The sequence below is a fragment of the Streptomyces sp. NPDC053560 genome, assembly GCF_044544605.1.
GTDB lineage: Bacteria > Actinomycetota > Actinomycetes > Streptomycetales > Streptomycetaceae > Streptomyces.
The window spans coordinates 1-18,995 of the sequence record NZ_JBITXI010000025.1 but is presented as its reverse complement, the minus strand read 5'-3'; the positions used below and the strand labels follow the sequence as shown (position 1 = coordinate 18,995).

General features: G+C 68.8%; 24 protein-coding genes. 16 read left to right on the top strand and 8 right to left on the bottom strand.

The genetic code is table 11. The features are described 5' to 3' along the window. The first annotated feature begins 36 nt into the window (after positions 1-36). Together ACIGQF_RS37625 and ACIGQF_RS37620 are read left to right on the top strand one after the other, a co-directional pair. Positions 37-246 (top strand): hypothetical protein, encoded by a 210-nt coding sequence (locus ACIGQF_RS37625; protein WP_399720319.1) that lies wholly within the window; start codon positions 37-39, stop codon positions 244-246. Continuing rightward, positions 239-499 (top strand): hypothetical protein, encoded by a 261-nt coding sequence (locus tag ACIGQF_RS37620; protein WP_399720316.1) that lies wholly within the window; start codon positions 239-241, stop codon positions 497-499. Before ACIGQF_RS37625 ends, ACIGQF_RS37620 begins: the two co-directional genes overlap by 8 nt. A 517-nt stretch (positions 500-1,016) precedes the next feature. On the opposite strand, the gene ACIGQF_RS37615 is transcribed toward ACIGQF_RS37620, so the two are convergent. After that, complete coding sequence (locus ACIGQF_RS37615) at positions 1,017-2,117, bottom strand: hypothetical protein (RefSeq protein ID WP_399720313.1); 1,101 nt, start codon at positions 2,115-2,117, stop codon at positions 1,017-1,019. 497 nt (positions 2,118-2,614) lie between these two features. Between ACIGQF_RS37615 and ACIGQF_RS37610 the strand changes: the two genes are divergently transcribed. The 3 genes from ACIGQF_RS37610 (at position 2,615) to ACIGQF_RS37600 (ending at position 5,282) form a co-directional block, all read left to right on the top strand. Further along, the gene (locus ACIGQF_RS37610) at positions 2,615-2,839 is read left to right on the top strand and encodes a hypothetical protein (RefSeq protein WP_399720310.1); all 225 of its coding nucleotides are present in this window, start codon (positions 2,615-2,617) and stop codon (positions 2,837-2,839) included. Positions 2,840-3,007: 168 nt separating this feature from the next. After that, positions 3,008-4,348: a hypothetical protein gene (locus tag ACIGQF_RS37605; RefSeq protein WP_399720307.1), complete on the top strand. Its 1,341-nt coding sequence runs from the start codon at positions 3,008-3,010 to the stop codon at positions 4,346-4,348. A 262-nt stretch (positions 4,349-4,610) separates the two neighbouring features. After that, positions 4,611-5,282 (top strand): hypothetical protein, encoded by a 672-nt coding sequence (locus ACIGQF_RS37600; protein ID WP_399720304.1) that lies wholly within the window; start codon positions 4,611-4,613, stop codon positions 5,280-5,282. A gap of 180 nt (positions 5,283-5,462) precedes the next feature. Here the strand turns inward: ACIGQF_RS37600 and ACIGQF_RS37595 are convergent, their stop codons facing one another. Next, entirely contained in the window at positions 5,463-5,678 is a 216-nt protein-coding gene (locus tag ACIGQF_RS37595; protein ID WP_399720302.1) for a hypothetical protein, read from the bottom strand. Between the two features lie 130 nt (positions 5,679-5,808). On the opposite strand from ACIGQF_RS37595, the gene ACIGQF_RS37590 reads away from it, so the two are divergent. Both ACIGQF_RS37590 and ACIGQF_RS37585 read left to right on the top strand, forming a co-directional pair. After that, positions 5,809-7,125: a helix-turn-helix domain-containing protein gene (locus ACIGQF_RS37590; protein WP_399720299.1), complete on the top strand. Its 1,317-nt coding sequence runs from the start codon at positions 5,809-5,811 to the stop codon at positions 7,123-7,125. Between the two features lie 136 nt (positions 7,126-7,261). After that, entirely contained in the window at positions 7,262-7,732 is a 471-nt protein-coding gene (locus ACIGQF_RS37585; protein WP_399720296.1) for a hypothetical protein, read from the top strand. A gap of 151 nt (positions 7,733-7,883) precedes the next feature. On the opposite strand, the gene ACIGQF_RS37580 is transcribed toward ACIGQF_RS37585, so the two are convergent. Beyond that, a complete protein-coding gene (locus ACIGQF_RS37580) occupies positions 7,884-8,513 on the bottom strand; it encodes a hypothetical protein (protein ID WP_399720293.1) in 630 nt (209 codons plus the stop codon). Positions 8,514-8,863: 350 nt separating this feature from the next. Here ACIGQF_RS37580 and ACIGQF_RS37575 point away from each other — a divergent pair, with 350 nt between their 5' ends. The 5 genes from ACIGQF_RS37575 to ACIGQF_RS37555 all read left to right on the top strand — a co-directional run bounded on the left by ACIGQF_RS37575 (position 8,864) and on the right by ACIGQF_RS37555 (position 11,896). Beyond that, positions 8,864-9,106, top strand: coding sequence for a hypothetical protein (locus ACIGQF_RS37575; RefSeq protein ID WP_399720291.1), 243 nt, complete (start codon positions 8,864-8,866; stop codon positions 9,104-9,106). Positions 9,107-9,168: 62 nt separating this feature from the next. Continuing rightward, positions 9,169-9,690, top strand: a complete 522-nt coding sequence (locus tag ACIGQF_RS37570) for an ATP-dependent DNA ligase (protein ID WP_399720289.1) — start codon at positions 9,169-9,171, stop codon at positions 9,688-9,690. 213 nt (positions 9,691-9,903) lie between these two features. Next, positions 9,904-10,761, top strand: coding sequence for a DUF4231 domain-containing protein (locus ACIGQF_RS37565; RefSeq protein WP_399720287.1), 858 nt, complete (start codon positions 9,904-9,906; stop codon positions 10,759-10,761). Next, entirely contained in the window at positions 10,762-10,959 is a 198-nt protein-coding gene (locus tag ACIGQF_RS37560) for a hypothetical protein (protein ID WP_399720285.1), read from the top strand. It abuts the gene before it with no gap. Positions 10,960-11,137: 178 nt separating this feature from the next. Continuing rightward, positions 11,138-11,896 carry an NPCBM/NEW2 domain-containing protein gene (locus ACIGQF_RS37555; protein WP_399720283.1) on the top strand — a complete coding sequence of 253 codons (759 nt, stop codon included), beginning with the start codon at positions 11,138-11,140 and terminating at the stop codon, positions 11,894-11,896. A gap of 228 nt (positions 11,897-12,124) precedes the next feature. Here ACIGQF_RS37555 and ACIGQF_RS37550 read toward each other — a convergent pair whose 3' ends face one another. Continuing rightward, a complete protein-coding gene (locus ACIGQF_RS37550; protein ID WP_399720280.1) occupies positions 12,125-12,352 on the bottom strand; it encodes a hypothetical protein in 228 nt (75 codons plus the stop codon). A gap of 673 nt (positions 12,353-13,025) precedes the next feature. Here ACIGQF_RS37550 and ACIGQF_RS37545 point away from each other — a divergent pair. Next, a complete protein-coding gene (locus tag ACIGQF_RS37545; RefSeq protein WP_399720278.1) occupies positions 13,026-13,280 on the top strand; it encodes a hypothetical protein in 255 nt (84 codons plus the stop codon). Between the two features lie 122 nt (positions 13,281-13,402). Here the strand turns inward: ACIGQF_RS37545 and ACIGQF_RS37540 are convergent, their stop codons facing one another. Genes ACIGQF_RS37540 through ACIGQF_RS37525 form a run of 4 tightly spaced genes read right to left on the bottom strand, consistent with a single transcriptional unit; the run spans position 13,403 to position 15,136 of the window. Beyond that, on the bottom strand, positions 13,403-13,825 hold the full coding sequence (locus ACIGQF_RS37540) for a hypothetical protein (RefSeq protein WP_399720275.1): 423 nt from the start codon (positions 13,823-13,825) through the stop codon (positions 13,403-13,405). Next, positions 13,822-14,319: a hypothetical protein gene (locus ACIGQF_RS37535; RefSeq protein WP_399720272.1), complete on the bottom strand. Its 498-nt coding sequence runs from the start codon at positions 14,317-14,319 to the stop codon at positions 13,822-13,824. The genes ACIGQF_RS37540 and ACIGQF_RS37535 overlap by 4 nt, the downstream gene beginning before the upstream one ends. Before the next feature lie 17 nt (positions 14,320-14,336). Further along, a complete protein-coding gene (locus ACIGQF_RS37530; protein ID WP_399720269.1) occupies positions 14,337-14,618 on the bottom strand; it encodes a hypothetical protein in 282 nt (93 codons plus the stop codon). Continuing rightward, entirely contained in the window at positions 14,618-15,136 is a 519-nt protein-coding gene (locus tag ACIGQF_RS37525) for a hypothetical protein (RefSeq protein WP_399720266.1), read from the bottom strand. The genes ACIGQF_RS37530 and ACIGQF_RS37525 overlap by 1 nt, the downstream gene beginning before the upstream one ends. Positions 15,137-15,571: 435 nt before the next feature. On the opposite strand from ACIGQF_RS37525, the gene ACIGQF_RS37520 reads away from it, so the two are divergent. Genes ACIGQF_RS37520 through ACIGQF_RS37510 form a run of 3 tightly spaced genes read left to right on the top strand, consistent with a single transcriptional unit; the run spans position 15,572 to position 18,009 of the window. Then, on the top strand, positions 15,572-16,318 hold the full coding sequence (locus ACIGQF_RS37520; protein ID WP_399720265.1) for a hypothetical protein: 747 nt from the start codon (positions 15,572-15,574) through the stop codon (positions 16,316-16,318). After that, on the top strand, positions 16,308-17,474 hold the full coding sequence (locus ACIGQF_RS37515) for an ImmA/IrrE family metallo-endopeptidase (protein WP_399720261.1): 1,167 nt from the start codon (positions 16,308-16,310) through the stop codon (positions 17,472-17,474). Before ACIGQF_RS37520 ends, ACIGQF_RS37515 begins: the two co-directional genes overlap by 11 nt. A 58-nt stretch (positions 17,475-17,532) precedes the next feature. After that, positions 17,533-18,009, top strand: coding sequence for a hypothetical protein (locus ACIGQF_RS37510; RefSeq protein ID WP_399720257.1), 477 nt, complete (start codon positions 17,533-17,535; stop codon positions 18,007-18,009). Positions 18,010-18,995 lie beyond the last annotated feature (986 nt).

The window sequence follows — 18,995 nt, the reverse complement described above, 5'->3', positions numbered from 1 at the left end:
CGTGGGGACACGTCCCTACGGCCGGAGGACCGCCCCATGGCTCACCTGCAATTCGACCCTGCGGAGCAGAGCGACCTCCGCGCGGCCGCTCGGGCGGAGTTCCCCCAAAATCCGGGCTTGGCGTACGTCCTGGAACTCATGGCCGCGGAAGGCATCGATCTCGATCGCTGCCAGGACTGGGAGACCCTGCGGCTGGAGGTCGGCCTCGCTCCGCGAGATGCCACGGGGAGCAGTGGCGTTGCCTAAAGGCAGTGGCCGGCGGGCCCGGCTGGTGGTTCTGGAGCCCGCCGCGACGCAGATCCGTGCCCTGGAGTCCGATCCGGCCGCGCTCGCACGCCTGGAGGCGGCGCTGGACACCATCGTGGCTCAGCCCGACGAAGCTCCGGTTCACGCGACCGTCGCCGCGCTGCGCGACTTCCGCGCCGGGGGCGTGCGCGTCATCTACTACGCCACGGCGCTGGGCAGCATCGTCATCGTCACATACGTCGAGGTCGACTGACCGGCTCCGCATCGGGCAACGACTGCCGCGATGGCCCGGTTCACCGGGCCTCGCCTGAGCCGTGCAGGGCCCTGTACGGCTCAGCTTCCGGAGGTCGCCGCCGCGCAGCAGGAAGCCTCGGGTGCCGGCGAAATCAGGCCGGTACGGAGGAAGCGCTCGTGTGGGGGACGGGCCATTTCCCGGGGCAGCGAGCCCGGACGGACGAAGCGGTCGACAGCAAGGAAACGGCTAGCAGAGCGCGCTGCGGCTACTTCTCACCGTGGGACAGAGATAAATCGGCGCCTACCTACGGCGCGAGCGGACCGGACGCCGTACCCAGTACACCCTCAACCTGGACAGCCCTGCGGCACCGGCAGAAGCCGGCCTGACCACCCGCACCCTGCTGGCCCTTGCTCAGCCGCACGAGCAGCCGCCTGGTGACATCAAAACGCACCGACATTGATCATGAAAAAGCGCTGCGAGTGACTCCCGAACTCACGTCGAAACGGCATCCCCGGAGAGTGACACAGTCAGCCAGTCACACAGGACGCCACAGGCTGAGAAGGTCCGTGCCCTTCCCCAGGTTCTTGCGGTAGACCAATGCCACCCCCAGGACACCGAAACTGGCCATGAGGACAACCGTCACCGGCTCGGACAGCGCGAGGAACCCGGCGCTGGCAGCCCCGATCGCGACCACCACGGCGAGAAACGCAAGGCGTAGCGCCTCCCAGTCCCGGCCGACCTCGTAGCCCTTCAGCTTCTCCTCATCGATGAGGGCACCGAGCCGTCCGTCGGCGTAACCGTCGGCGACCTGGCCGAGAAGGCCGACAAGCTCGGGAAGCGCCTGATCCCCCTCCACATCAACCTGAGCTTCGGCTTCATTCAGGCACTTCACGACCAGGCGTACGTGAGTTCGCACTACCTTCCGGCGGTCACTGCGGAAGAGAAGGTGTCCCTGCGCCCGGTGCGCACGCCGCAAATCCTTTCGGACTCCCTGCATGGATACGGCGAGCCACCACAGAGCCCGAATCCGCTCCGGCCCCACCGTCCCGTACACGGCCCCGCAGCTTCTGACCGCACCCAAGGCCGCTACGACCGGACGGAACTCTCGGAACTCCATCCGCAATCCGTAGCGGACCCCGTCCTTCATCGCGGAGCAGACCAGCCAGATCAACACCCCTACAAAGCATGTGATCCCCGCCCCGATACCGACTTGAATCGGCACCAAGAGCGTCGGCCCGTGCGTGATCCCGTCGGTGTACCCCTCTACGTGTCGCTCCACCAAGCCCGGGAGTACGGGCAGCGCATCACGCGTCCTGTTCACTGCCCACACAAAGACCACGAAGACCGTGTACAGGGCCGCAAAGCGACCCCACGGGCTGGGAACCTCACGCCCCCGGCGATATGCCCGCACCGACGCCTTCATCCCCGCCGTGACCCTCTGCGCAACATCAAGCTGCTCCCACACGGCCGCCGACTCGGTGATGTCCGCATGAACTTTCGTCGCCGCTTTGCGCGCCCGCGCGAAGGCTGGACGCTTCCACCGCACCACTGTTCGCGCCCATAACCTGCCGAACCGCCCCTGCCTATGCCGCACCACCGGTTCTCCGACCACCTGCGTGTCCTCTGCCGTTGCCATGCCGACCATCTTGCGGCCGCAGGGACGGAGATAGGCCGTGAAGTCATACTTTGCATGCCGCTCCCCACCATCCGTCACAGACCGCTGTTTTGCCAGGGCGAAGGGCTTCACAGTGCTGCGCCGACCGCCCGTCCCCCTGCTTCGCAAGCTGGTGCCTCCGCCCGGCCGCGAAGCGTGCTTGAGCCGGTACGAGGTCGCTCCGGCCGCCGTATCCCCTGCTCCCGCGGTGTCGGCCGAGGGCGAGGGGATGCGTTCGCGCACTGGGAGGGCACCATCGCACTGCGGCATGCGCCCGCCCACCTGACGGAGAGCGAGGCGCTGGCCGCCCTGGAGGCCGCGGGGTATGACACCGACACAGCGCGGCGGCACGCCCTGGCGGTCCGCGCATTCGCCCTGCACGGCGGCCGTGAGCTACTGGAGGCATACCGGGTGGCCGTGGACGTCCCCGAGCAGGGCCGTACTACGAACGGCGGTTCGTCGTGGAGGGCCGGGCCCTGGTGGAGAAGATTGCCCGGGTGCACTGGCAGATGGGCACGCTGTACCTGGAGGTGACGCCCGCCCGGCTGTCGGACCGTGCCGCGGCCCGCACGCTGGACTCCGCGTTCGGCGACGGCCCGGACAGCTTCGAGGTGGTCGAACGGCTGGAGCTGCGCCGCTACGTGCTGAGCGGGGGTCACCGGACCTTTGAGGAGTGGGAGAACCGGACCGCGATCTGGGCCTGACCAGCCGGGCCGCCCGTTCCGATGGGCCAAAGGCGGTGCTCCGCCGGGCGTCGGTGGGGGTGCAGGGGCTGCGTGGTGGCGATGTGGCTGGTCCAGGGCTGCTGTGGCGGGGCGAGCAAGGCCTCATGCTGGATACGCTGAGGTACCGCTCGTCACTGGAGGCCCCCGTTGCCCACCCGATGGATAAGCGGCCGCCTGGCCGCACTTGTCGCCGCGGTCGCCGTTGTGCTGCTCGGCGTGCTGACGCTGGCTCCGTCCGCGGCGGCTAACGTGGCGGTGGCGGATGCGCCGAGAACTGTAGCCGCGCCGGCAGAGCCATCTCCGAAGCCGTCAGAGAATCCCTGTGATCTGCTGAGCGGCCAGGCCAAGGATCTGTGCAACGAGCGGGGCAACAACGGAGCAGACGACGGCACGTCGCAGAGTCCCTCGCTGGGAGACAGCAGCAATCCGCTGGATCCGATTCAGTCGCTCGCGGACGGCTTCTCCAAGGCTGCAGCCTGGATCGTCGGGCAGGGGGCCAATGCGGTCAGCGCGACGTCGAACGTCGACTTCACGAACGCCTCGTTCCTGAAGCAGTACGCCCTCGTCTTCGCAGCCTCGTCGGTCCTGACACTGGTGCTGTGGCTGGTGGCCGTGGCCAAACGCGCGATCCGAGGGGTTCCGTTCACCCGGGCTTTCGGCGAGGCGGTCGGCTACCTCTGGCTCGTCGTCTTTGCCAGCGCGTTCACTCCACTCATCCTGTACACGGTGGTGGGTGCGACCGACGCCGTGACCGAAGTCATCGCGGACAAGGGCGCCAGCGATCAATTTTTCGGAGCCTTCCAGAAGGCGCTGGAGAAGGGCTCCGGCTCAACGGGCGGCGGACCGATCATGCAGATCGTGGTCGCCATCGTCTCGATCTTTGCTGCCGGCGTTCTGTGGCTGGAGCTGGTGGTGCGGATGGCGGCGCTGTACATCGGTGCCCTCCTGGGAACCGTCGTGTACACCGGTTTCGTAGACCGGGACCTGTGGGGGCGGGTCCGTACCTGGGCCGGGGTGATGGGCGCGGTGATCGCCATCAAGCCGGTAATCGCCATCGTGCTTCTTCTGGCGTCGGCCCTCAGCTCGTCCACCTCTGATGACATCGGCGCTGTGGTCTCCGGCCTGGCCATCATCATTCTGGCGATCGTCGCCAGCGGTCTGCTCTACCGGTTCATCCCGGGTCTGGGGGACGACATCGCCTCGGCCCGGCGGTCGATGGTCTCGGCGGTATCGCCTCGCCAGCGCGTGCCCCAACACTCCAGCCCGGCAGCGACCGTGCGGCAGGGCATCAGCACGCACAGCTCCCGAGGGGCCGGGCCCGAGCGGTCCAGCTCGTCGGCACCGAAACAGCAGTCGGCGGCAGCTCATGCCTCCGGCGGCATCGCGGCCCACTCCAGCAGGTCCGCCGGGTCGGGAGCAGGGGCCGCGCCCGCACCGCGGCGGGCGCCCGAGGCCGACCAGCAGCCGCCAAGGGGGGCTGGGTCGTGAGCCGGTACCGTCACTCATCTCGAATTGATCAAGGGAGTGCAGCGTGACGCTGAAGGGCTGGTTCTATTTCCTCGTCGGTGTGGTGGTCCTGATGGTGATCGTGGGGGTCTGGGCAGGCCCTCCACAGCACTGACCTGATCTGCTGAGAAGGCCCGGTCTCGCGAGACCGGGCCTTCAGCTTTCCCCCAGCGGTCCCGTAGATCCCACTAGCCACGGGAGGGGACAATGACCGCTCAGTGACGAATCAAGAGCAGGGGGCGTCGTGAACGGCGAGCAGGACGGGCCGGACCGGATGGCAGAAGTGAAACCCTCAACGCCCTGGCGCCGCTGGAAGCCCTCCCGCCGGTTCACGATCGCCGTCGGTGTCCCCGTGGTGCTGCTGGCAGTCATCGTCGCGGTGAACCAGCAGGCAGATCACCGGGACGCGGACGCCGACAGCACGTCGGCGAAGGGCCCCGCGACCGACACCGCGGCGGGCGGATATGCGCATAGCCGGACAGGCGCACGGCAGGCCGCGGAGGACTACGCGGAGCTGACCGGCTCCGACGAGATGTACGTAAAGAAGTCGCGGGACCGGCTCCTGCAACAGGTGATGACCGCAGAGGCCGCGGAGCGGTTCCAGATGGGGCTGGACCGGGCCTACACGCCCGAGCTGTACGAGGAGTCCGGACTCCACCGTGACGGGTCGGCCCCGAAGGGCTTCACCTTCGTCGACAGAACCTTCCCGATCAACTCCTCCGTCACCGCCTACCGCGGCACGGCGGCCACTGTGGCCGTGTGGTGCCTGGGCACCTTGGGCCTGGACGGCCACAACTCGCCCAAGCCCCTGACCACCAGCTGGTACACGGTCATCACCGATCTCACTTGGACAGGCGGGACCTGGAAGATGACCGACAAGAGCATGAAGGACGGGCCCGAGCCAGCGGCCAGGTGACGGCCAGCAGGCCCGCAGCATGCTCCAGGCCCCGACAACTGACAGACGGGACCGGCGTTGGAGCTTTTGCCCAGCCGCCCTGCTTCTCGGCCACAGCATCGGGCTGTGCGCGGTAGGCCGGCGCAGGCAGCGATGCGGATGAGAGCGTCGCCGACCGACCGGGTTCCCGGGCGAGCCGGTCTACCGGCGGGTGAGGACGAGGGTCACCAGCGAGGCGTACAGGACCGCTCCACCCGTGGCGACCTGAAGCGGTGTGGCCAGCGCCGGATAGCACACGCAGATGCCGAGCAGGGCGGCGGTGAGCACCAATCCGACGGCCGACAGTACAAAGATGAGCAGGGCACGGTCCGGGCTGGGCTGCTGCGGTGCGGGGGCAGGAGGGGGCGTGGTGGTCATGGAGATCTCCTCTCGGTCGGGCGGTCCGACTAAGGTCAACCCCACCGCGCCGCACCTCTGTTGCGGCAGAGAGCAAGACCGTCTTGCGGGTCTGTGGGCATCTTGCGGGCACGCAATACAAGGAGGTTCGGTGACCGAGCAGCACCGGGAGCGAGCCGTCGTGCCACGGCCGCGTCCGCTGGCGCCCCTCAGCGACGAGCTGGGGGAAGACGAGAGGGTCTTCGCCGAGCACCTTCGGGAGCTGCGCGCACGCACCGGGATGACCTCCGCAGACCTGGCCGCGGCGCTCGCCGCGGACCCCACCCGGCTGTCGCGCTATCTGTCCGGGCAGAGCCTGCCCGCCCCCCAGCTGCTCACCCGCCTTCACCGGCTGGTGGCCGGCCAGGACGCCGGGCCTGACGGCGGCAAGGAGGCTCGGGAGAGCCGCGCCCTGCTGTACGCCGCGGCCCGGGCGAAGGGACCGCTGTCCGCTCGGGCCTACGAGCTCGCCGAGCTCCAAGAGAAGTTGCACCAGCAGCAGATCGACACCGCCCGTTCTCTGGCCGCGCTGCAGGAGGACCTGCAGTACGAACGTGAGCACCGGCACCGGGCCGAGCAGGAGCTCGGCAGACTGCGACAGGGCGGCGTGGAGGACCAGGAGGCACAGGTGCGGCAGCTGGAGGCGGAGCGGAACGCCGCGCTGCGTCGAGTCTCCGAGCTCGAAGACCTGGTGGCTCAGACCGGTGCCCTCTTGCGGCTCCAGCAAGGCGACGCCCGGCATACGCAGGAGATGGCACGGGCAACCGCGGGGGAGCTGCAGCGTTGGGAGGACGGTGCCACCGCCGCACCCGCAGCACCGGAGACAGAGGAGCTTCAGGAGCCCGGGAAAGACTGGGGGATGACCGTTGCGGAAGCCGTCGAGACGCTCGCCGAGCTCCGCGACGTCGACCAGGACGACGAAGCCGACAGCATCCTTCTGAAAGCGGCCCAGGACGCGGCTCCTCCCACCGTCGTTGCCTTGTACGACGCCCTCCAGGATCACGGCCGCCGAATGGACGCCCAGCGTCTGCTGGAGATCGTCGCGCGGCGCTGTGAAGCGCGACGGCTACGGCAGCTGTCTGTGATCACGAGGGTGATGGTGCTTCCTGCGGTGCCGATCCCGTCCCCCGCGGTGCCGGGCCTGCCTCCTGCTGCCGCTTCGGAGGGCTCCGAGCCGGTCACCGAGGTAGAGGTTTCTTTCGCCGACGTCCTGCTGTGGAGGGTCGGGCTCCATACCCCGCTGGAGCAGCTTGTCCGGCTGGTCCGCAGTCTCCGTGAGCGAGACGAGCTGCACTTCCTTGCGAGCCTTGCCTCTGGTGCGTCCCACCGACCACGTGCCGAGAGAAAGGCTCTGCAGTCCGCCGGCCTGGGAGTCCCCGGTCCCGGCGCCAAACTGCTGAACGCGGTTATGGTTCAGGTTCGCGGCTAGGGCGGCAACTCCACCCCTCGTACGGTCCCTGGAGCGGTCCGCCCGCCCCGGCGCTGACGCGGTCGCCCGGCACGTCGCCGAGCGCGACTCCGCCGCACGCCGCCGGGCGTGACACTCGGACCCGAAGGAGAAGCCGGTGACACCGCCCGTCCCCGATTACCTCTCGCCGCTCCGATGGCGCTGGATCCTGCTGACCACCAGGCACCGGGAAGTGCGGTTCCTGTACTGGCCGCCCCGACACCCGACCGGACACCGCAACCTCCGGATGTTCGACCGGGAGGGGTACGACATCGGCAGGCTGGTGTGGGTGGTGTGCGACGCCTGCCGCGTCGGCAGCATCAACAAGATTTCCATCGACCCCGACGACCACCGCAAGGGCCTCGGACGGCGCCTCATCCGCCGGGCCCTGGCCGACGGCCCCGGCTACACCTGGCAGACCACCAACCAGTCTCCACAGGCCAAGCGCTTCTTCCCGGCCCTGGAGAAGGAGACGGGCGTCGCGTTTCCCGAGTACGGCGGGGTGTGCGAACACCTTGCCTCACCAACCGGATACCGGCCGCCGCCACCGGGCCGACACCCCCGTCCGGTCCTGGAGCACAACGTCTGACACAGCCAACACCCCTAGCACCGGACGTGGCTCCGGCCTCGGGGATCAATGGAACCGCGGTTGGCGTTGAGATTGATCTTGCCGGCTACTCGCCTCTGGGTGCTGAAGGGTCTGGGGGGGTGTTCGCTGCTCTCGACGTCCAGGCACCGGTTCACCGCTGGTCCCACAGCTCCCCAGCAAGCTCGGCAGCATTAAAGGCCGCCTCGAGCACGCTCATGACCATCTCCGTGGCAGGCTCATCCCCGACCGAATCAATGCCCTCGGTGGCGGGCGCAAAGAAGACGATGGCCGCCGTATCACGGATCCATGCGCGGGCTTCGTCATCCGGCATGGCTGCGGCAACCTCGGCCAGCTGGTCAACCAGATCCCGTACCCGTTCCTGGTCCTCCTCCGTCAGCGGCTGCTGCTGCACGGCCAGAAGGTCGAACATCGACTGGTCGATGGAGCGAATGATCTCGTTGGTCCGCTGAAGCATCTGTGACGTGATGTTGAGCGGCGACTTCATCTGATCGAGAAGAGAGGTCACCTGCAGTAGCTGGCTTTGACGGGTCGCCCAGGTCTGCGCCAGCTGGAAGGTGGGCGCGTGGGCCGCCGTGAGACGGGAGATGAGCTCTGAGACGGCCGAGGGGCTGAACGCCGGCGAGGGGCCGAGGAAGTTGGTGCGCGCGGGCCGCACGATGTCGGCGTATTGCTGGTTGAGCTCCGCGATCCGCGAGTGCACTGGCGCCAGCACCTGTTTCCGTAGCTTGAATCCCTTGATGACCGAATGGATCGTGGCCATGACGCGCTCCCTAGATGACCCCTAGCTGACGGCTTACTACTCCTCCCACCAGCCTCCGGCGACTTCCCGCAGCACGCACCGCGGACTACTCCACGCGTTGACGGATAGCCAGCAAGATCAATCTCAGCGCCAAACACGGTTCCATCGATCCCTGAGGCCGGGCTCCACCTTTTACCGTGGGTCAGAGATAGGACACCGGGGCCTGCCTGAAGAACCAGTCCATCGCCGCCCTGGCCCGCGAGCACGGCGTCAGCCGCGGCGCCATCCACACGGCCGTCGCCGATCTCCTGCCTGAGCATGTCTCCGCCGACGCCCCCGTCCCAGCCCCGGAACTGCTCATCACCCTCGACATGCCCGGCAAGGTTGCCGACTTCCTGCGTGCCACCGAACTGGACGACGCCGAGCGAGCCGCGCTCGACCACGGCCAGGCCGTACGACGCGGCCAGGACTACACGCTCCGCGTCCCCGCCGTGCCCGCAATCCACCGCCAACTCCTCGAACGCTGTCAGCCACTCGACAGCGCCGCGGCGATCCCTGCCCAGCGAAAGGCCCGCCGCGAGTACGCGAACCGCGTCAACGCCCTCGCCCACTAACCAAGATCATCCCGTGGCGGGTTTCTGCCGTATCTGGGTCATGCCCCCTCCACGCCCCGGGCGTGGGAGATGTACGGCTCCGTCCGTACCGCGAGCGGCGCGCCCTGCTGCTGCAGCTGCTCGACCCGCTCGGCCCGCCGCTGCAGCCGGTGCCGGCCACGGCCGACCTCGACGTCGCGCTGCAGTGGTACGAGACGCTGCCCGCGATCGGCCTAGAAGGCGTCGTCGCCAAGAGGGCGAACGGCGTTTACCGGCCGGGCCGGATCTGGCAGAAGATTCGCCACACCGAGACGGTCGACGCCGTGGTGCTCGGCCACACCGGCACGGCCGACCGTCCCCAGACCCTGGTGGTGCAGCTGCCCGACGGGCGCCGGGCGGTCTCCCGTCAGCTGCCGCTGCCCGTTCGCCGCGAACTCGCCGCACACCTGCGGCACACACCCGGCGAGGCGGCGCGGACCGGGGACGGGACGGCGTACCGCGCCATCGCGCCCGGCCTGGTGGTCGAGGTCGAGGCCGGCACCACCCGGCACGTCACCGTCAGCGTGCACCGCGTTCGCGCCGTGCCGCCGGCCGCCGGTGGCTGACCCGGGGGCGAATCCCGTGCCCGGCAGGGTCCCGCGCCGTGTCACTCCGCCGAGTGGGAGTGCAGCGGGAACGATTCGGCCAGCTAGGAAGCGCTTTGCGTCAATCGCACCGGACAGAATCCGCCATACCAGTGGTCCGAGGTACACAAGTGGGTCGAGAGGTCATCGGGATCCAGCGATGGCCAAAGGTGATCACCATGGGGGAAGCCGCGTATGTCGGAGCAGGGCCCGGTCTTAGACCACAGCATCAACGCCCTGATAGACCATCGGCGGACGGTCGCCGGCCTGAGGCGTCAGATCAAACGCACCCGCCTGGTCAACATCGCCACCTTCATCGGGTGGATCGGGCCTCCGCTGCTGCTGCTCTCTCTCATCGGTGCGACCGCCCTCACCTGGCGTCGCTTCAACATGGCGCCGATCAATGTCTTCGGCGTCGTGGTTGCCGCGGCCCTCTTCGGGGCGTGCCTCGTGTTCGTCAACAACTTCGACACCGCACAGCCCTGGTTTCGAAACGACAACGGAAGCCGCTGGCAACAAGATCTCTCGGTCGCTGAGCTGAAGCTGAACCTCGAACTGGCCGAGGAGGAGCGGGTTCTGGCCGCGTCCAAGGTCGCGCGGGCGGCCTTCGATCGGCAGTATTCCTACCGGGACGCCATTCCCCGGGAGATCGACCGCCTGCGGGGGGAGAGCGCGAGCTACCGCCGCTGGCACAACTGGCTCCAATGGACGCTTATTGTCTGCTCGGCCGCCGTCACCGGCGTCACCGCTCTCTATGACACGCCCCAGCCGGGCAAGGGCATTCTCATCGGCCTCGGCGGCACGGTGACCGTCATCACCTCGGTGATGGGCTACTTCAAGTTCAAGGAGCGCGGCTTCAACCTCCAGCAGACGGCCGACGCCATCGAGCAGGAGGTCACCGCTCTGGATCTGGCCATCGCCCCGTACAACCTCTCCGACGAGAAGGAGAACCTGGAGCTGTTCGCCGAGAGGGTCGAGGCCCTGCGGATCGAGCAGCGCAAGCGGGAGCAGCAGCTGGACCAACCCCACCAGGGCCAGCAGGAGGTCGTGTAAATGCCCCCCGCCTGCTTCGGTCTCTCCCGGTGGCTCTTAGCCCCCCGCACCACCTTCCGCGCCCGCCGGCTGCGCCTCTCTTACCCGCAGCTCAGCAGCGACCAGGCATGGCTCATCGCCCGGCTGTACCGGCATCCCGACGAGGTCCCGTACGCCCAGGACTACCTGCGCCGGCACACGTCGGGTCCGCAGGGCTGACGCATTGTTGTGTCACTCTCCGGGGGCTCTGGTCCACTTCCTGTGGTCGCATACGCGTGACTGTGGATATGCCGGTCTTCACCGATCACGCACTGCCCAGGGCTGCTTGGATCCTCTACGCTTTGCGTCCCAACCAGCAACGACCCCGGGAGGTTCGTTGTCATCGGCATTACCCCCCATGCCTCCTGGTTCGGGACCGCCCACACCGCACCCGCCGCCCCCCTCACGCCTGCGCCGCGCCAAGAACTGGTTCGCCGCCCTGAGCGAGACAGGCAAGGTCAGCGTCGTTGTCGCCCTCATCGGCAGCCTCTTAGGCGGCATCTTCGGCATTATCAACGTTGTCATCCCACTGATCATCAATAACGGAAGCGGCGACAACCCCGGGGCTGCACCCACCGCACAGGCATCCAGACCCACGACGCTTCCCACCACCACCGCACCGATCAGCGACCCGCCGTCCGACGGTACCCCCGGTGAAACTCCCCGTGCCGGCACATCGACAGAGCCGTCCACTGCACCGCCGGGCGCCGTCGGCGACATGAACTTCACCGGCGACACCTGGTCTCGCGGGACCTGGTTGCTTGGCGGCAGCACATACCCCCACAGCCTGGGATTGAAAACCCCTTGCCATAGCCGCGAGAAGGTGGTGATCCCGCTGCCCGGCACCTATGAGCGCTTCACCGCCACGGTCGGCATGGACGATGACACCCTCCAGGACATCAGCTACATAGATGAGCCACAGTTCGACATCTATGCGGACCGCAACGCGGATGGGCTGGGCGACAAGAAAGAGCTCATCGCCTCGCGAACAGTGGAACCAGACAAGCCCGCAACAATCAACGCCCCACTGAACGGTGCCAAGCAGCTCCTCCTCCAGATCGATACCCAAAAGTGCTACACCACAACGTTGGTATGGGGAAACCCGCAGGTTCGATAGCCACCAGGTGCCTCCTTGACTGAATCCTGGGCCAGGGGGACCAGGACCAGGAGTGGCGTCAGCAAGCCTTTGCCAGCCCTCGGAACTCCATATCGGCCGTCACTGGGCGTGACTGCACCACACAAGTTGGACCAGAGCCCGTACTGAGATGCATAGCCAGACGCGCTCGGTCCGCCCTCGCGTGCTCGGGTCGGCTGCCCGCCTTGCTGGCACCGGGCGCCGTGGCGGTCAATGCGCCGCGTCGCCGGTGGCCTCGCCGCGTGTCGTCCAGGTCTTGCGCACGCGGCGTTGTCCGTCGGTCTCCTCGATGAGCTGGATCACCACGTCCGGGTCGGTGCCGTAGAGCCCGACCCACTGGGTGTACCGGGTCTTGGCGGTGGCGGGAGCGGTCCACTCGCCCTCCACGGTCGGGCCGCCCGGGGCGAACTGCAGCGTGACGCGGTGCCTGGTCACCATGCAGCGCTCCTCGTGATCGGCGGGGTGCTCTACATCATCGTGCTTCGCCACAACGGGGCGCGAACGGCGGCGGCCGCCGGCGCGGCCCGCGCGCAGACCGCCGCCGGGCGCAGTAGCCGCCGCACCGTCCGTACGGGCCCCGGAGATCCCTCTCCTCCGGGGCCCGTACGCGTTTTCGCGACGGCTTGCGCGCCTTGGGGTCGGGCGGTGTAAGGGCCGGGAACCCATCTCCCCTCCTCGTGGCTGAAGAGGCGGCGGCAGGAAGCGCGTCTGTATCTGCACGAGGAAAGAACCGGACCCCCGTGCAGATAGCAGCACGGCCGGCCGGATTCCAGCGTTCGCGAAAACGGGGGCCGATAGCAGCCCCGCGCACCCCATTCAAGGGATGGCGACCGGGAAAATCACAGGTCACGCAGGTCACGCCGGGAAAGTCGCCGTCCCCATCCATTGAATGGGGACGGCGAACGCGGTCAGCTGATGGGGCGTCACAGCGGCCTGCGGCGAAATTCGCGAGAAGTCGAATCGGCAGCCGTGACGGTGCAGTCTCCTCGGTGTCCGGGGGCGCCACCGGACACCAGTACACGGACTTGCGGACCTAACCGGTCGCTCCTTCAGAGTCCGTGACACCCATTCACCGCGTGCTTCCTGCACGCCCAAGAAGCAGAGGATTGCCATGTCCACAACAGAATCCGGCCCGGACGTCCCGCAGCCGGCGGAGGCGCAGTCGGCCGAGGTGCCGGAACAGCAGCAGGCGCCCGCCGCCCGATCCCGCGGCGACCGTGCCCTCGACTGGGCCCAGGTGGGTCTCGCCGCGGTATGCGTCGGCACCGGCACGGTCGTCGGGCTCACGGGGCACTCGGAACTGGGCACCGCCATCGCCGTCAGCGGCAGCAGCATCCACGTGGCCCTGAACATCGAGCGGAAGTGACGTGAAGGCCCCGCCGGCACTCAGCCCGGCGGGGCCCCGGCCCGGAGAGGGGCGATACGGTACGACGGAGCCCTCGGAGGCAGCTCCAATGCCTCCGAGGGCTCGCGTGCGGCCGGGCGCGGTCAGCTCTCCGCCGGCTCCGCCGGCTGCGGGTGGGGGCCGGCGCTCACAGCAAGGTCGGCCAGCTCGGCGGCGAGCCGGTAGATGCTGCCGGCCTGCGGGTGGCCGACATGCGTGATGGCAATGACGTCGCGCACCAGCCACCCGGCGGCCGTCGGGGAGAAGGCCGGCGGGCTGTACTCGCACACGCGGTAGGCGCCCCGGTCGACGTCATCCAGATCGCCGCGTACGCGCTCCAGCTGGGCGATGTCGACGGTCGGGCAGTCCGCGCGACGCTGCGCCGTGATCACGGTGTCCATGATCGCGCACATGGCCGGGTACGCCGCTGTCCAGAGCTCGGCCAGCCGCTGCGCACGGGCGTCGTCGATGTTTCCGTTGGTGAGGACGGTCTCCGCGCTGAGCGCGGGCGCGACGTAGCGCGTCACTGGGCGGCCTCCTCGGCGGCGTTGCGGGGCTGCCCATCAGACAGCGGCTGGGCGATGACGCGGTCCCGGCCGGCATTCCAGCCGGAGCAGTGCTCGCGCACCTGTCCGCGGTCGTCGCGCACGGTGATCTGCCAGGTCGGCCACTGCGCGCGGGGACCACGCTCGACGGCGAGGACCTCGTAGGCGCTGGCGGGATAGCCGTGGTCGTAGCGGCCGCCGACGCGACGGGGGCCGACCTGGAGCGCGATGAACTCCTCGTAGGTCATCTCGAATCCCTCCGCGCAGTCGCCGAGGGCCTCGTGGGGGATGTCGTTGCCGCACTCATCGCACTGGCTGCGTACCTCGGAGTTGACCGTGCCGCAGCTGGCGCAGCTCCAGGACGGGCGCTGGCAGTCGTGGCACGCGGCGTAGTGCGCAGGATTGTCCGCACCGCACGGACAGCCCCAGGCGCGGCCGGCGCGCTTGGCCGCGGCGAGGTCGGTTTCGTAGGTCATGCGCTCCTCCTCCATGGTCACCACTCCTCGGTGGGGTGCGGCACGGTATGTCCGCAGTACATGCACCTGGCGCCGTCGGGGCGGTCGGCGGTCCGGCCGCTGCAGCGCGGGCACTCGCCCCGTTCCAGGACCGGTCCCGTCCCCGCCGTGCAGGCGGGGCAGGCGTGTCCGTCGGAGAGGTGCTGCCATCCGGCGGCCGTCACGGCGGTCTCGAACTCCGCCCCCTCGGGGAGGGAGTCGGGTTCCAGAAGAATCGCGAGGCAGTTGGGGCGGTCACAGGTCACGGCGTCCCGGATCATCAGGCGTCGACTCCCTTGTGCAGTGCCTCCCGCGCGGTGCCCTGGACAAGCCAGTGCCGCCAGCTGGCGTGTGCTCCCCGGGTCATGCGCTCAACCCGTTCGGCCACAGTGCTGTGGTGGGTGCCGGTGACCTCGCCGATCTCCCGCAGGTTCATCCGGGCGCGACCTGCGGGAGCCTCTTCGCGGGCATAGAGGATGAGTTCTGCCTCCAGGGCCTCCAGCCGGGTGCGGAGGCGGCGCACGTCGCGGAGGGCGGCCCACAGCCGGTCTCCGTCCATGTCCTCCCCTGCGCGCAGGGAGTCGACGGCCCGGATGGCGGTGTCGGCCTCATCGGCCATGGTCCAGCCGTGCACGTGACCGGAGCGGAAGTGCAGCACGTACGAGGTGGTGCCGTCCGCCCACCAGGCGGTGGCGCCCCTCCGGCCGCCGGCCTGGTGGTCGGGCTCGGTGTCCGCGTGGGTCAGGGTGATCCGGCCCGCGTGAGCGGCGTCCTGCGGGGCGGTGGCGTCGATGGTCATCCGCCGTTCCTCCTTGAGTGTTGAGGGCGGGTCAGCCCGCCCACCGTTGTCGGGTTAACCCGACGCAGCGAATGTAGGGTTAACCCGACAACAACCACAAGGGTGTTTTCTGGCCACTCGGTGCCCCCTCTCCGCCGTACGTTGCTTGCGGCGCGCTCGGCCGCACGTCGCTGGTTCTCCGCATGCGCCGCGGCCAGCTCGACAGCGCCACACGCCCGGCAGAAGCGGAGAAGGTCCGCAGCGGGACGCCGCCCTCCGGATCGCGATCGCGAGCGGTTCGCGCACCTTTCTCACGAAAGCCCATGCGCAAGTTGATTGAGTAAAACTAAAGTGATACCTCTACTCTCGCGCTTCGATGTGAAGCGCCGAACGGAGGTCGGTCTCATGAACGCCCCTGTTTCTTCCTGGGCCAGTGAGCTTTTCCATGGCGAGCAGATGGCTCAGACGGTGCGCGACCGGATCGGCCAGGGTCTGGTCGACATGCAGGCCAACGCCCGCGCCTCGCACCAGGAGGGCAACGTGTCCTCCACGCAGCTGCACGGGATCGCGCGCTACCGCGGGGCCTTCGAGCGGGTCAGCGAACAGCTGGCGGACCTCCCCGGCGCCCAGCTGGTGAAGCCCAACGGCTTCCAGTTCGAGCTGGTGCGCATCGGCAACGGACTGCTCTATCCGTTCTGCTTCTCCAAGAGGGACACCAGCGCCCACACCGCGAGAATCCAGAACGTGTGGTCGGTGATCCGGGAACTGTTCGCCTTCGCGCCCCCCTCGGCGCAGGCGGACCTCTTCGGGGAGTACCGGTTCGACCCCAGCGCGGTGGAGCTGCGGCCGAGACTGGCCACCCTGCCGGAGGGCACACGGCTGGTCCTGGTGCCGTTCGCCTGCAACGCGGCCGGGCTGCTCAAGCCCTACTGGGGCGTCGCGGCGCTGGCGGACGAGACCGGCACACTGGAGTGGATCATCGACCCGGAGCCCCTTCCTCTTCCGGACGCCCCGACGTCGAAGCTCACCATCCCGCACCAGTTGGCCGGGCATTCCGGCTTCGACGAGGGCGAGCAGCCCATCGTTGCGCTGGCGCCCCGCCCCGACACGGAGCGGAAGCTGGCGGAGCGGGGGCTGGGCCCGGCTCCGGTGAGCGAGGCCACTCCCATCGAACCCCTGACGAACGAGAGCGATGAAAACTGACCACCCGGTCCTGCCCGGACTGGAAGAGCGCACGGCCACGACGCCACGCGCCGTGTCCGAAGCCTTCGACCCCGCCCGGCTCACCCAGGCGCGCCGCCTCGCCGGCCTGACCAAGAAGGACGTGGCCGAGCACCTCGGCGTCACACCGGCTGCCGTGGGCCAGTACGAGACGGGGGTCTCCCGGCCGCGGCCGGACCTGCTGCCGCGGATGGCGAAGGCCCTCGAGGTATCGGTGGAGTTCTTCCTCGCGGGCAGGCCCGGCCAGCGGCTCGATGCGTCGATGGCGCACTTCCGCAGCCTGCGCAGCACGCCGAAGGCGCAACGGGAACGCGCCCTGGCCTTCGCCGAGCAGGTGTGGGAGCTGACCTACGCGCTGGAGCGTCGAGTGCAGCTGCCGCACGTGGACCTGCCCGGCTTCGCCGGCGGCGAGGTACACCCTGGGCTGGCGCTGTCGGCGGAGCCCACCGCCGCCGCGCGAGAGTTGCGCCACCAGTGGGGCCTGGGGGACGGCCCGGTCACCCATCTCGTCCGACGCATGGAAGCGCACGGCATCGTGGTGGTCCTGCCCCCCGAGGCGGACGCCGCCGCCGCGACGGTCGACGCGTTCTCCTCCCGTTCGGCCCGGCCGTTGGTGATCCTCACCCGCAACCGGGCCAACGATGTCTACCGCCATCGCTTCACGGCGGCACACGAGCTCGGTCATCTCGTGCTGCATGGAGATGCGACCGGCGACAGCCGGCAGGAGCGGGAGGCGGATGCCTTCGCTGCGGAGTTCCTCACGCCGCAGGCGAGCATTCTGCCGCTGCTGCCGCGCCGCATGGACCTGGGGTACCTGGCGGGCCTGCGGCGTACCTGGGGAGTGTCCGTGCACTCCCTGGTCTACCGCTGCCGCGAACTGGGCCTGATTTCCGACGCGACGGCGAGCAGAACCTACCAACGCCTCCGGGCGCTGGACGGCAAGCCCGGCTTCGCCGCGGAACCGGTCAGCGGCTACCCCGGGGAGCAGCCGGTCCTGCTGTCCCAGGCATTCGACCTGGCGGACCAGGAGACGGGGCTGAGCGTCCGGGAGCTGGCCCAGGAGCTGGCCTGGTCCCCAGCGCGGGTGCGGCAGCTGTTGGGCATGCCCGACACCCGGCCGGTACTGCGACTGGTGTAAGACGCGATCGGTCCGGGGTACCGGCTTGGCCGGCGCGGTCGCCTGCCACGATCCTCAGGTGGAAGCCGAAGTCATTGCCGCTCTTGTGGCCACTCCTGCCGTCCTCGGCACCGGGGTGGCGGCCTATCTCGCCGGTCGGGCCCAGGCCCGGGCCGCCCTGCGCGGGCCGGTGGATTCCGTCCGCCGCGGCGCTCAGCGGGATGCCTATGCCGACCTGCTCACTGCGGCGCGCGCGTACGTCCGCCGGACCGGGTGGGAGGCGGCCTCGCGGGAGCTCACGCTGGAAGGCAGCCTCCGGGGAGCTTCCGACTCCCAGCAGCAGGAGCAGATTGTGCGCTTGCTGTTCCAGGCGGGGCTGGAACCGGTGCGTCATGCGGTGACGGTGGTCTCGTTGGAGGAGCCCGAGCACCTGGTGCCGCTGGCCGAAGCCGTCGAGCTGCGTGCCGGCCACTTCCGACGGCTCGCCCGCCGGCGCTGGACCAGCGGTGCGCGCACCTACGGGGAGCGGCGCGAGACGCGGCGCGTCCTGGAGTAGGCGCACGGGGAGGTGGCCGCCGCGGTGCAGGCGTTCGTCGCGGCGGCCCGCACGCATCTCAACGGCGGCCCGCCGTCCCCGTGAGAGCGGGCGAAGCCGGTGGTGGGACCTGTTGGGCCCAACAGGTCCCACCACTCCCGGTCTGTGCCAACTCCCTCCTCCGCAGTGGGCAGGGCCAGGGAGGCGGCGGTGAGGAGCGTCACCGTCGCGACAGCGGCCAGGGGAGCGACCCGCAGTGCTTTCTTGATCATGTGTCGTTGATTGCGGCGGGGCGGCCTCCGTGGAGCCCAGCTCGGCGTCAAACCACCCGAGCGAGTGCCCCATGGACCACCTTGAAAGCAACGCCACAAGGAGGTTGCTCATGTCGAATGCCAGCAGGCTTCGAATGTGACTCGCTGCCTCTTAATGCTTGCTGGCGAGCTTTTCTGCCTCCGCGCCGGCAGCCCTCAATGCTCTCGTGTCACTAGACGTGTCAGCGAGGTGGTTCACCGTGTACGGCTCGCACCAAACAGAGCGTTGACCAGTCAATTGACCGCGTTGACTGCCATTGACCGTCCCACTACGTGCGCTCAACTTGACGCGCTCTGGCCGAGCGGCACCAGCAGCAACCAGAGGGTCCCACAGACACCAAGCAGGGACCGCCACAGACGCCCAACCGAGCAGCACAAGCACCAACCAGAGGGCTCCCACAAGGGCCAACCAGGAGGCTCCCTCACACGCCAAAAAAGGGTCCTCCCACAGGACACCAAGCAGGGCGGCACCAGCAGCAACCAGAGGGCTCCCACACACGCCAAGCAGGGACCGCCACAGACGCCCAACCGAGCAGCACAAGCACCAACCAGAGGGCTCCCACAAGGGCCAACCAGGAGGCTCCCACACACGCCAAAAAAAGGTCCTCCCACAGGACACCAAGCAGGGCGGCACCAGCAGCAACCAGAGGGCTCCCACAGGGAGCAACCGGGGGCTCCCGCAGACACCAAACAGGG